We start from the raw sequence: 12,247 nt of genomic DNA, 5'->3' as shown, positions 1-12,247 counted from the left end.
CACAGACACTCAGTGCCACGGCTCGGAAAGCGCCGAATCATCAGAAATCTCCTCCGCCGCCTTTGGCGGACCACCGCCCCGGCACGGTCCACCCGAACAGGGCCGAAGCCGGACAGCACAAACGGTCGCCGAGCCAGAAGGCCGACGTCCGCTCCAGGGAAGGACCCTTCGTGAGCGACACCACCGATCTGATGGGCGCACGTGTCGAGGACACCGCTGCCGCGCCCGCCACGGACGCCGCGCCTGCCAGCGGTGCCGGCTCCCGGCGGCGCCGCGGCACCGGCCTAGAGGGCATGGTGCTGGCCGAGCTGCAGCAGGTCGCATCCGGCCTCGGCATCAGGGGCACCGCGCGTATGCGCAAGAGCCAGCTGATCGAGGTCATCAAGGACGCGCAGGCGGGAGGAGGCGCCCCGGCCAAGGCCGAGGCGGCCACCGAGACCAAGCCGAAGCGCCGCGCCACCTCCAAGGCGCGCACGGGCGACGACGCCGCCCCGGCCGAGAAAGCCCCCGCCAAGAAGGCCGAGGCGCCCGCCGAGAAGGCCGACAAGGCCGTGGCCCAGCAGCAGATCGAGATCCCCGGCCAGCCGGCCGGCGGCGACGAGGCGCCCACCGAGCGCCGCCGGCGCCGTGCCACCGCCGACGCGGGCAGCCCCGAGACGGTCACCGCCGAGGCCAAGAGCGAGCCGAAGGCCGAGACGCCGGCCCAGGCCGAGGCCAAGGCCGACGCCGGTGACCAGAGCGAGGGCCGTCAGGGCCGCCGTGACCGCGGCCGTGACCGCGGTGAGCGCACCGAGCGCGGCGAGCGCACCGAGCGCGGCGAGCGCGGCCGCCGGGGCAAGGGCGACGAGCAGCAGGGCGGCGGCCAGCAGCAGCGTGACCGCGGTCAGCAGCAGGGTCAGCAGCAGGGCGGCGGCCGCCAGGACCGTCAGCGTGACAACGGCCCGCAGGACGACGACGACTTCGACGGCGGACGCCGTGGCCGTCGCGGCCGCTACCGGGACCGTCGTGGCCGTCGCGGCCGTGACGAGATCGGCGCCCCCGAGCCGCAGCTCGCCGACGACGACGTCCTGATCCCCGTCGCGGGCATCCTGGACATCCTCGACAACTACGCGTTCATCCGTACCTCCGGCTACCTGCCGGGCCCGAACGACGTGTACGTGTCGCTCGCCCAGGTCCGCAAGAACGGCCTGCGCAAGGGTGACCACGTCACCGGCGCGGTCCGCCAGCCCAAGGACGGCGAGCGCCGCGAGAAGTTCAACGCGCTGGTCCGGCTGGACTCCACCAACGGCATGGCGCCCGAACACGGCCGTGGCCGCCCGGAGTTCAACAAGCTGACGCCGCTCTACCCGCAGGACCGGCTCCGTCTGGAGACCGACCCGGGGGTGCTCACCACCCGCATCATCGACCTCGTCGCGCCGATCGGTAAGGGCCAGCGCGGTCTGATCGTGGCCCCGCCGAAGACCGGCAAGACCATGATCATGCAGGCGATCGCCAACGCGATCACGCACAACAACCCCGAGTGCCACCTGATGGTCGTCCTCGTCGACGAGCGTCCGGAAGAGGTCACCGACATGCAGCGGTCGGTGAAGGGCGAGGTCATCTCCTCGACCTTCGACCGCCCGGCCGAGGACCACACGACGGTCGCCGAGCTGGCCATCGAGCGGGCCAAGCGGCTCGTCGAGCTGGGCCACGACGTGGTCGTGCTGCTCGACTCGATCACGCGTCTGGGCCGTGCCTACAACCTGGCGGCGCCGGCCTCCGGCCGCATCCTGTCCGGTGGTGTCGACTCGACCGCCCTGTACCCGCCGAAGCGCTTCTTCGGTGCGGCCCGCAACATCGAGGACGGCGGTTCGCTGACCATCCTCGCCACCGCGCTGGTGGACACCGGGTCCCGCATGGACGAGGTCATCTTCGAGGAGTTCAAGGGCACCGGCAACGCCGAGCTGAAGCTCGACCGGAAGCTCGCGGACAAGCGGATCTTCCCGGCGGTGGACGTCGACGCGTCCGGTACCCGTAAGGAAGAGATCCTGCTCGGCAGCGACGAGCTCGCCATCACCTGGAAGCTGCGCCGTGTGCTGCACGCGCTCGACTCCCAGCAGGCGATCGAGCTGCTTCTCGACAAGATGAAGCAGACGAAGTCGAACGGCGAGTTCCTGCTGCAGATCCAGAAGACGACGCCGATGCCCGGTAACGGCGACTAGTCGAAAATCGGAGCACTGGGGCCACCCTCCATGTGAGGGTGGCCCCAGTTTTCTGTAGCGGACGCGTGTACGATCACGTTCTTCATGCTCTGAACAAACGTTGTACTCCCAGGGGGGAATCGAGTGGCTAGACCCTTGTCCGGAGCCATTGCCACCGCGATAGCGGGGGCGTTGCTGCTGACGTCGGCGAGCGGGGTCTCCGCCGACACCGGCACGACGCCCGACGCACTGGACGTGCGGATCGCCAAGGCCATGGCCGCGGACGACTCCGCGAACGCGAACCTGCCGGAGCGGCAGCCGTCGTCGAGCGCGAGCTCCGACGGTGGCCTCGAACAGTCCGCCCAGATCATCGGCGGCTCGACGACCACGATCGGCTCGGCGCCGTGGATGGCGCAGCTCTGGTACTACGACCCGACCCAGGACCTCGGCTTCTTCTGCGGCGGCACGGTCGTCTCGCCGACGAAGATCCTCACCGCCGCGCACTGCGTCGACAAGGACTACTACAACTGGGTCGAGTACGGCGAGATCATCACCGGCACCGACCAGCTGCCCACGGCCGTCTACAACGACGACGGCACCCTCGACCACGTCGACTACCACGGTGGCACCCGCAGCACGCTGTCGCGCCAGTGGAACCACTCCTCGTGGAACGAGAACACGATCGACAACGACGTCGCCGTCCTGACGCTGTCGGCGCCGGTCAAGGCCACGCCGATCAAGATGACGACGTCGGACGACACCGCGTCGTACAAGGCCGGCACCTCGGCCAAGGCCTACGGCTGGGGCCGCACCAGCTCCAAGACCGACGACATCTCGCAGACGCTGAAGACGGCCACGCTGCCGATCGTCAGCGACACCACCTGCGAGAACACCTGGGGCGACTACCTCATCAAGGGGCACATGGTCTGCGCGGGCAAGCCCGCCGGCGGCACCGACGCCACGACCACCGCCACCTGCAACGGCGACTCGGGCGGCCCGCTCGTCGTCAACAACAAGGTCGTCGGCGTCGTCTCGTGGGGCGTCATCGACTGCGTCGCACAGGGCGCCTACCCGGTCTTCGCCAAGGTCAGCAAGTACGTCGGTGCGACCTACCCGCGCGTCGACGACGCCGCCATCACCCGGGACGGCAAGGCCGACGTCTTCCTGCGCAACAAGGAGACCGGCACGGGCTACGTCCGCGCCTCCACGGGCTCCAAGCTCGGCGACCGCCAGTCGCTCAGCTCCAACGGCAGCTGGACCGGCTACAACCTCGTCCAGCAGACCGACCTGAACCGGGACGGCTACCAGGACTTCGTGCTGCGCCGCTCCTCCGACGGTGACGTCTTCTGGCGGCGGTACGTGCCCTCGTCCAAGACCTGGACGACCACGCAGATCTTCGACGACTGGAAGACCCGCACCCGGATCGTCACCCCCGGTGACGTCACCGGCGACGCCCTGCCCGACCTGCTCTCGGTCGACTCGGCGGGCTCCCTGTGGATCTACCCCGGCAAGGGCACCGGCTCCTTCGGCACCCGCGTCAAGGTCAGCACGGGCTGGAACTCGTACAACGCGGTGCTCGGTCACGGCGACTTCACCGGCGACGGCAAGGCCGACCTGATCGCGCGCACCAAGACCGGCTCGAACATCTACCTCTACAAGGGCACCGGCAAGTCCGGCACGGGCGCCTTCGCCACCAAGATCAAGGTCCGCTCGGACTGGAGCTCCTACAACACGCTCATCACCCCCGGTGACGTGAGCGGCGACGGCAGGGCGGACCTTCTGGCCCGTACGCCGGCCGGCACGATGTACCTCTACAAGGGCACCGGCAAGGCCACGAGCGAGATCTTCGGCACACGCGGCTCGGTCGGCAGCAGCTACGCCCAGTACGACCTGCTCGGCTGAAACACCAGGTGAGCCCGGCTCCTCGGGCCCACCGGTCACCAACGGTGCCCATCGCGTTCCACGCGATGGGCACCGTTCGTCGTGCAACCCTTTCCCGGATCACTCCGTCTGACCGAACGGAGTGACCGTGGAGCGGTATGGCCACATCCGTCCCGGCAGGCCTGGGCCTGAGCGCAGGGGGTAACCGACCGGAAAGAGAACCGAGGAGCAGATGTCCGCCGAGAACACGCCGGCAACCGGCAACCCGGGCAGTCCCGGCACCACCGGCCCGCGCCACCGAGCGAGCAGGGGCCGCCGCGGCAGGACACGCGGCGGGCACAGCAGGGCGGCGGTCGCCGTCCTGTGGACCGCCGCGGGGGTGCTCGTGCTGGGCGGCACGGGCATCGGGATCCTGTACTTCAAGCTCAACAACAACCTCAAGAGCGTCGACATCAACCAGGCCCTCGGCACCGACCGGCCCCTCGACGTCGACAACGGCTCGCAGGACATCCTCGTCCTCGGCTCCGACACCCGCTCGGGCAACAACAAGAAGCTCGGCGGCGGTGTCGACGACGGCAGCGCCCGCTCCGACACGGCGATGGTCGTGCACGTCTACGAGGGCCACAAGCGGGCCAGCGTGGTCTCCATACCCCGCGACACCCTCGTCGAGCGGCCGGAGTGCACCGACGCGAAGGGCAGGACGCACCCCGCAGCCTCGTACGCGATGTTCAACTCCGCGTACTCCACGGGTGGCGCGGCGTGCGCGGTCAAGACCGTCGAGTCCATGACCGGTATCCGCATGGACCACTACATCGAGGTCGACTTCGCGGGCTTCGAGAAGCTGATCGACGTCCTCGGCGGGGTCGACATCACCACGGCCAAGGACATCAAGGACCCGGACAGCCACCTGAACCTGAAGGCGGGGGAGCACACGCTCACCGGCAAGCAGGCGCTGGGCCTGGTCCGTACCCGGCACGGGGTCGGCGACGGTTCCGACCTCGGCCGCATCCAGCTCCAGCAGGCGTTCGTCAAGGCCCTCATCGAGCAGGTCAAGGACGTCGGCATCCTCGGCAACCCGAAGAAGGCCTACGACCTCGCCGTCTCCGCCGCCGACGCCGTCACCACCGATTCCGACCTCGACACCGTCAACGACCTCGCCTCCTTCGCGAGCGGGCTCAAGGGCATCGGCGCCAAGAACATGACGATGGTGACCATGCCGGTCCAGTACGACCCCGACGACCCCAACCGCGTCCTGGTGGACAAGGCGAAGTCGAAGCAGGTCTGGGCGGCCATGAAGGCCGACAGGCCGATCCCGAAGTCGGCCACGAAGAACACGGCGACCGGCACCGCCGAGGGCGTCGTCACCGCCGGCCGGGGATGATCAGGGGCGCGGGAAACCGCGCCACCGGCCACGACGGCCCCGCAGCCGCCCACGCCGCCGGTGAGGCACCCGTGGCGCGTGCCGGGAACGGCGGTGCCAGGAACCCGGCGGGAATACCTGAGCCCACCCCCTGGTTTGGGGAGATGGCACCAGTGCTGGCAGACTGGTACGTCGGTTCCGGTTCACGCCCTCGCATCCCGCGGCGGCGACCCGGCGCCCTCCCGAACCTAGGAGACACCTTGAAGCGCGACATCCACCCCGAGTACGTCGAGACGCAGGTCAGCTGCACCTGTGGCGCGTCGTTCACCACCCGTAGCACGATCGAGAGCGGCACCATCCGTGCCGAGGTCTGCTCCGAGTGCCACCCGTTCTACACGGGCAAGCAGAAGATCCTCGACACCGGTGGCCGCGTGGCCCGCTTCGAGGCCCGCTTCGGCAAGGCCACCGCTGCCAAGAAGTAGCGAGCCCCCAGCGCCGGTCCGCGGTGCCCCTCCGGGGGCATCGGGACCGGCGCTTTGCGGTGCAGCGCACAGGCACGGCCCAGGGGCGACGCCCACGGGAGCGGTCCACTCACAACGTTCGTACAGGGAGCCGGAGAGATGTTCGAGGCGGTCGAGGAACTGGTCGGGGAACACGCCGACCTGGAGAAGAAGCTCGCCGACCCGTCGGTCCACGCGGACCAGGCCAACGCGCGCAAGCTGAACAAGCGCTACGCGGAGCTGACCCCGATCGTCGGCACGTACCGCACCTGGAAGCAGACCGGCGACGACATCGACACGGCCCGCGAGTTCGCCGCGGACGACCCGGACTTCGCCGCCGAGGTCAAGGAGCTGGAGAAGCAGCGCGAGGTACTGACGGAGAAGCTGAGGCTGCTCCTCGTCCCGCGCGACCCCAGCGACGACAAGGACGTCATCCTGGAGATCAAGGCCGGTGCGGGCGGCGACGAGTCCGCCCTCTTCGCCGGTGACCTCCTGCGCATGTACCTCCGGTACGCCGAGCGCGTCGGCTGGAAGACCGAGATCATCGACTCCACCGAGTCCGAGCTGGGCGGCTACAAGGACGTCCAGGTCGCCGTGAAGACCAAGGGCGGCCAGGGCGCCACCGAGCCCGGCCAGGGCGTCTGGGCGCGGCTGAAGTACGAGGGCGGGGTGCACCGCGTGCAGCGGGTGCCCGCGACCGAGTCGCAGGGCCGCATCCACACCTCCGCGGCCGGTGTGCTCGTCACCCCCGAGGCCGAGGAGGTCGACGTCGAGATCAACGCGAACGACCTGCGGATCGACGTCTACCGCTCCTCCGGGCCCGGCGGCCAGTCCGTCAACACCACCGACTCCGCCGTGCGCATCACGCACATCCCCACCGGAGTCGTCGCCTCCTGCCAGAACGAGAAGAGCCAGCTGCAGAACAAGGAGCAGGCGATGCGTATCCTGCGCTCCAGGCTGCTCGCGGCGGCGCAGGAGGAGGCGGAGCGGGAGGCCGCCGACGCCCGCCGCAGCCAGGTCCGCACCGTCGACCGCTCCGAGAAGATCCGCACGTACAACTTCCCGGAGAACCGCATCTCGGACCACCGGGTCGGATTCAAGTCGTACAACCTGGACCAGGTCCTGGACGGCGAACTCGACGCGGTGATCCAGGCCTGCGTCGACGCGGACTCGGCCGCGAAGCTGGCGGCCGCGTAAGGCACGCCCGAGCACGAAGAAGTACGACGGAGGACTTGCGTGAACCTGCTGCTCGCGGAAGTGGCCCAGGCCACCCAGCGCCTGGCCGACGCCGGCGTGCCCTCGCCGCGCAACGACGCGGAGGAACTCGCCGCGTTCGTGCACGGCGTGAAGCGGGGCGAGCTGCACACCGTCAAGGACTCCGACTTCGACGCCCGGTACTGGGAGGTCATCGCCCGGCGCGAGCAGCGTGAGCCGCTCCAGCACATCACCGGACGCGCCTACTTCCGCTACCTGGAACTGCAGGTCGGGCCAGGGGTGTTCGTGCCCCGGCCGGAGACCGAGTCGGTGGTCGGCTGGGCCATAGACGCCGTGCGTGCGATGGACGTCGTCGAGCCGCTCATCGTCGACCTGTGCACCGGCTCCGGCGCCATCGCCCTCGCCCTCGCCCAGGAGGTGCCGCGCTCGCGCGTGCACGCCGTGGAGCTGTCCGAGGACGCCCTGAAGTGGACCCGCAAGAACATGGCGGGCTCCCGCGTCGACCTGCGCCAGGGCAACGCCCTCGACGCCTTCCGCGACCTCGACGGCCAGGTCGACCTGGTCGTCTCCAACCCGCCGTACATCCCGCTCACGGAGTGGGAGTACGTGGCACCCGAAGCCCGTGACTACGATCCCGAACTCGCCCTGTTCTCGGGCGAGGACGGCCTGGATCTGATCCGCGGCCTCGAACGCACGGCGCATCGGCTCCTGCGCCCCGGAGGTGTCGTCGTCATCGAGCACGCCGACACCCAGGGCGGCCAGGTGCCCTGGATCTTCACCGAGGAGCGGGGCTGGGCCGACGCGGCCGACCACCCGGACCTCAACAACCGGCCGCGGTTCGCGACCGCCCGCAAGGCGCTGCCCTGATGAGCACGAGCATGAGCACGCGCCCCACGACAACCCCCCAGCAGCAGTACGTGTACGAGGAGGCCCGCTAGATGGCACGGCGATACGACACCAACGACGCGACCGACCGCGCCACCGGTCTGCGCGAGGCCGCGTCCGCCGTCCGCCGGGGCGAGCTCGTGGTGCTGCCGACGGACACCGTGTACGGCATCGGCGCCGACGCCTTCACCTCCGAGGCCGTGGCCGACCTGCTGGAGGCCAAGGGCCGCGGCCGCAGCATGCCCACGCCCGTGCTCATCGGCTCCCCGAACACCCTGCACGGCCTGGTCACGGACTTCTCCGAGATGGCCTGGGAACTGGTCGACGCCTTCTGGCCGGGCGCGCTGACCCTTGTCGCCAAGCACCAGCCGTCGCTGCAGTGGGACCTCGGCGACACCCGCGGCACCGTCGCCGTCCGCATGCCGCTGCACCCGGTCGCCATCGAACTGCTGACCGAGGTGGGTCCCATGGCGGTCTCCTCGGCCAACCTGACCGGACACCCGGCGCCGGAGAACTGCGACGCCGCCGAGGCGATGCTGGGCGACTCCGTCTCCGTCTACCTCGACGGCGGCCCGACCCCCGGCATCGAGCCGTCCTCGATCGTCGACGTCACGGGCAAGGTGCCGGTCCTGCTGCGCGCGGGCGCCCTGTCGGCGGAGGAGCTGCGCAAGGTCGTACCCGACCTCGAGGTGGCGAATTGACGGCCCCTGACGCGGGGCGTGGCATATGGGACGGGGAAGAGACGCGGACCTTCACGGGGCTGCCGCGGGACACCTTCCGCATCCTCCACGTCAGCACAGGCAACGTGTGCCGCTCACCGATCACCGAGCGGCTGACCCGGCATGCCCTGGCGGACCGGCTCGGGGACCCGCTCTGGGGCGGTCTGGTCGTCGAGAGCGCGGGGACCTGGGGGCACGAGGGGGCGCCCATGGAGGCGAACGCGGAGGCGGTCCTCGCGGACTTCGGCGCGGACGCCTCCGGCTTCACGGGGCGTGAACTGCTCGACGAGCACGTCATCCGCGCCGACCTCGTGCTGACGGCCACCCGGGACCACCGGGCCCAGGTCATCTCCATGGGGCACTCCGCCGGGCTGCGCACCTTCACCCTGAAGGAGTTCACCCGTCTGGTCCGCGCCATCGACCCCACCACCCTGCCCTCCCTGGAGGAGGGCATGGTCGTCCGCGCACGCGCGCTGGTCCGTGCCGCGGCCGCTCTACGCGGGTGGCTCCTGGCCCCCACCGCCGAGGCGGACGAGGTCTACGACCCGTACGGGGCGCCCCTGCCGTTCTTCCGCTCGGTCGGCGACGAGATACACCAGGCACTGGATCCGGTGGTGACCGCGCTCACCGGGGTGCCCGCCCGGGCGTGACAGCTTCGGCGACACCGGGCGCCCGCAGGACGGCGGGCCTACATTGGTCGTACGTCACCGTCGACGCCCCGGAGTCCATCATGTCGGTCACCCCTGTCCTAGAGGCCGATGTCCTGCGGCGGCAGGACCCCGAACTGGCCGACATCCTGCTCGGTGAGCTGGATCGGCAGGCGACGACGCTGCAGCTCGTCGCCGCGGAGAACTTCACCTCGCCGGCCGTGCTGGCCGCCCTCGGCTCATCCCTCGCGAACAAGTACGCGGAGGGCTATCCGGGGGCCCGGTACCACGGCGGCTGCGAGATGGTGGACGTCGCCGAGCGGCTGGCCGTGGAACGGGCGAGGTCGCTGTTCGGGGCCGAGCACGCCAACGTCCAGTCCCACTCGGGCTCTTCGGCCGTGCTCGCCGCGTACGCCGCCCTCCTGCGCCCCGGCGACACCGTGCTCGCGATGGGCCTGCACTTCGGCGGTCACCTCACCCACGGATCGCCCGCGAACTTCTCCGGCCGCTGGTTCGACTTCGTCGGGTACGGGGTCGAGGCCGAGTCCGGACTCATCGACCACGAACAGGTGCGGACCCTCGCGCGCACGCACCGCCCCAAGGCCATCGTCTGCGGATCCATCTCGTACCCCCGCCACATCGACTACGCGTTCTTCCGCGAGGTCGCCGACGAGGTGGGTGCCTATCTCATCGCGGACGCGGCCCACCCGATCGGGCTGGTCGCCGGGGGAGCGGCGCCCAATCCGGTGCCGTACGCCGACATCGTGTGCGCCACCACGCACAAGGTCCTGCGCGGGCCGCGCGGCGGGATGCTGCTGTGCGGGGACGAGCTGGCCGAACGGGTGGACCGGGCGGTGTTCCCGTTCACGCAGGGCGGCGCGCAGATGCACACCATCGCCGCGAAGGCCGTCGCGTTCGGGGAGGCGGCGACACCGGCGTTCACCGCGTACGCCCATCAGGTGGTCGCGAACGCCCGCGTACTGGCCCGGGGGCTGGCCGAGCAGGGGCTCGGGGTCGTCACCGGTGGCACCGACACCCACCTGCTCACCGTCGATCCCGCGCCGCTCGGCGTCGACGGCCGCACCGCCCGCGGCCGGCTCGCGGCCGCCGGGATGGTCCTCGACTGCTGCGCGCTGCCCCACGGCGACGCCCGTGGCCTGCGGCTCGGCACGGCCGCGCTGACCACCCAGGGCATGGGCGAGACGGAGATGGCCCGGCTCGCGGTGCTGTTCGCGGGGGCCCTGCGGGACGGCGGGGACGGCAAGCGGACGCGTGAAGAAGTACGGGACCTGGCCGGAAGATTTCCGCCGTATCCGCGCTGAGGTGGGGTAGACGCACCACCAGGCACAGCATCACGTGCAACCATCGTCGCTACCCGGATGTCCTCAACCTTATGCGCGCCTCGCTAGGGTGTGGGGCTGTGATGGCCAGCGAGACCTGTGGGGAAGCCCGTGCGTGAATACCTCCTGACGCTCTGCATCACGGCCGCGGTGACGTACCTGCTGACGGGGCCGGTGCGGAAGTTCGCGATCGTGGCCGGAGCCATGCCGGAGATCCGTGCGCGTGATGTACACCGAGAACCGACACCGCGCCTCGGTGGCATCGCGATGTTCTTCGGACTCTGCGCCGGTCTGCTGGTCGCCGACCATCTGACCAACCTCAGCGAGGTCTTCGCCAAGTCCGACGAACCGCGGGCGCTGCTCTCCGGGGCCGCGCTGATCTGGCTCATCGGTGTCCTGGACGACAAGTTCGAGATCGACGCCCTGATCAAGCTCGGTGGCCAGATGATCGCCGCCGGTGTGATGGTCATGCAGGGTCTGACGATCCTCTGGCTGCCCGTCCCGGGTGTCGGCATCGTCGCGCTGACCCAGTGGCAGGGCACGCTGCTCACGGTCGCCCTGGTCGTCATCACCATCAACGCGGTCAACTTCGTCGACGGCCTCGACGGTCTCGCGGCCGGCATGGTCTGCATCGCCTCCGCCGCGTTCTTCATGTACGCCTACCGCCTCTGGTACAGCTACGGCATCGAGGCCGCGGCCCCCGCCACCCTCTTCGCGGCGGTCCTGATGGGCATGTGCCTGGGCTTCCTGCCGCACAACATGCATCCCGCGCGGATCTTCATGGGCGACTCCGGCTCTATGATGATCGGCCTGGTGCTGGCGGCCGGCGCGATCTCGGTCACCGGGCAGGTGGACCCGGACCTCATGAACCTGTACGGCTCGGAGCGCAGCACGGTCTACTCGATGGTCCCCGTCTACATCCCGCTGCTGATGCCGCTGACCATCATCGCGATCCCGGCGGCCGACCTGATCCTCGCGATCGTGCGGCGCACCTGGCGTGGTCAGTCGCCGTTCGCCGCGGACCGGGGGCATCTGCACCACCGGCTGCTGGAGGTCGGGCACTCGCACAGCCGGGCCGTGCTGATCATGTACTTCTGGTCGGCGGTGATCGCCTTCGGCACCCTCGCCTACACCGTGAACGCGGCGTCCATGTGGATCGTCCTCGCCATCGCCATGCTCAGCGGAGTCGGTCTCTTCCTCCTGCTGCTGCCGCGCTTCACCCCGCGCGCCCCGCGCTGGGCGCAACGCATCGTGCCGCCGCGCTACCGCCGCCGCGAGGTCGTCCCGGCCACCGCCCCGGAGCCGGCCGCGGACTGGACCCCGTCCCTCAACGGTGCGACGGCGATCGGCGGCCGTGCCCACGAGCACGAAGCGGAACGCAGTCCGGCGGGTGCGCGCCACTGAGCCGCGACCGCCCGGCGCGAGTGCCGGCGCGGTGCTTCGAGGATCCTCGGGAAGCGGCTGGAGGCCGTGTGCGTAGGTTGCACACGGCCTCCAGCCGTCCGTCGTGCGAGCGCACG

The 12,247-nt window shown here is 70.3% G+C and carries 10 protein-coding genes; all 10 read left to right on the top strand.

Translation table 11 applies throughout. The features are described 5' to 3' along the window. Nucleotides 1-170 precede the first annotated feature (170 nt). The 10 genes from rho to ACZ6BB_RS09905 all read left to right on the top strand — a co-directional run bounded on the left by rho (nucleotide 171) and on the right by ACZ6BB_RS09905 (nucleotide 12,131). A complete protein-coding gene (gene rho / locus ACZ6BB_RS09950) occupies nucleotides 171-2,201 on the top strand; it encodes a transcription termination factor Rho (protein WP_471614802.1) in 2,031 nt (676 codons plus the stop codon). Between the two features lie 171 nt (nucleotides 2,202-2,372). After that, nucleotides 2,373-4,082 (top strand): trypsin-like serine protease, encoded by a 1,710-nt coding sequence (locus ACZ6BB_RS09945; protein ID WP_471615297.1) that lies wholly within the window; start codon nucleotides 2,373-2,375, stop codon nucleotides 4,080-4,082. Between the two features lie 211 nt (nucleotides 4,083-4,293). Continuing rightward, on the top strand, nucleotides 4,294-5,442 hold the full coding sequence (locus ACZ6BB_RS09940; protein ID WP_471614801.1) for an LCP family protein: 1,149 nt from the start codon (nucleotides 4,294-4,296) through the stop codon (nucleotides 5,440-5,442). Between the two features lie 239 nt (nucleotides 5,443-5,681). Next, on the top strand, nucleotides 5,682-5,903 hold the full coding sequence (rpmE, locus tag ACZ6BB_RS09935; protein ID WP_013000669.1) for a 50S ribosomal protein L31: 222 nt from the start codon (nucleotides 5,682-5,684) through the stop codon (nucleotides 5,901-5,903). A 138-nt stretch (nucleotides 5,904-6,041) separates the two neighbouring features. Next, on the top strand, nucleotides 6,042-7,118 hold the full coding sequence (gene prfA / locus ACZ6BB_RS09930; RefSeq protein WP_471614800.1) for a peptide chain release factor 1: 1,077 nt from the start codon (nucleotides 6,042-6,044) through the stop codon (nucleotides 7,116-7,118). A gap of 39 nt (nucleotides 7,119-7,157) precedes the next feature. Beyond that, nucleotides 7,158-8,003 (top strand): peptide chain release factor N(5)-glutamine methyltransferase, encoded by an 846-nt coding sequence (gene prmC, locus ACZ6BB_RS09925; RefSeq protein ID WP_471614799.1) that lies wholly within the window; start codon nucleotides 7,158-7,160, stop codon nucleotides 8,001-8,003. A gap of 71 nt (nucleotides 8,004-8,074) precedes the next feature. Further along, complete coding sequence (locus tag ACZ6BB_RS09920; protein ID WP_319367896.1) at nucleotides 8,075-8,722, top strand: L-threonylcarbamoyladenylate synthase; 648 nt, start codon at nucleotides 8,075-8,077, stop codon at nucleotides 8,720-8,722. Continuing rightward, nucleotides 8,719-9,390, top strand: a complete 672-nt coding sequence (locus tag ACZ6BB_RS09915; RefSeq protein ID WP_037728589.1) for an arsenate reductase/protein-tyrosine-phosphatase family protein — start codon at nucleotides 8,719-8,721, stop codon at nucleotides 9,388-9,390. Before ACZ6BB_RS09920 ends, ACZ6BB_RS09915 begins: the two co-directional genes overlap by 4 nt. A gap of 80 nt (nucleotides 9,391-9,470) precedes the next feature. After that, entirely contained in the window at nucleotides 9,471-10,709 is a 1,239-nt protein-coding gene (locus tag ACZ6BB_RS09910; protein ID WP_471615296.1) for a serine hydroxymethyltransferase, read from the top strand. 129 nt (nucleotides 10,710-10,838) lie between these two features. Then, nucleotides 10,839-12,131, top strand: coding sequence for an MraY family glycosyltransferase (locus ACZ6BB_RS09905; protein WP_471614798.1), 1,293 nt, complete (start codon nucleotides 10,839-10,841; stop codon nucleotides 12,129-12,131). The last annotated feature ends 116 nt before the right edge of the window (nucleotides 12,132-12,247 follow it).

Source organism: Streptomyces sp. NPDC041108 (assembly GCF_055592645.1).
This window is presented reverse-complemented; position numbering and strand designations above follow the sequence as displayed.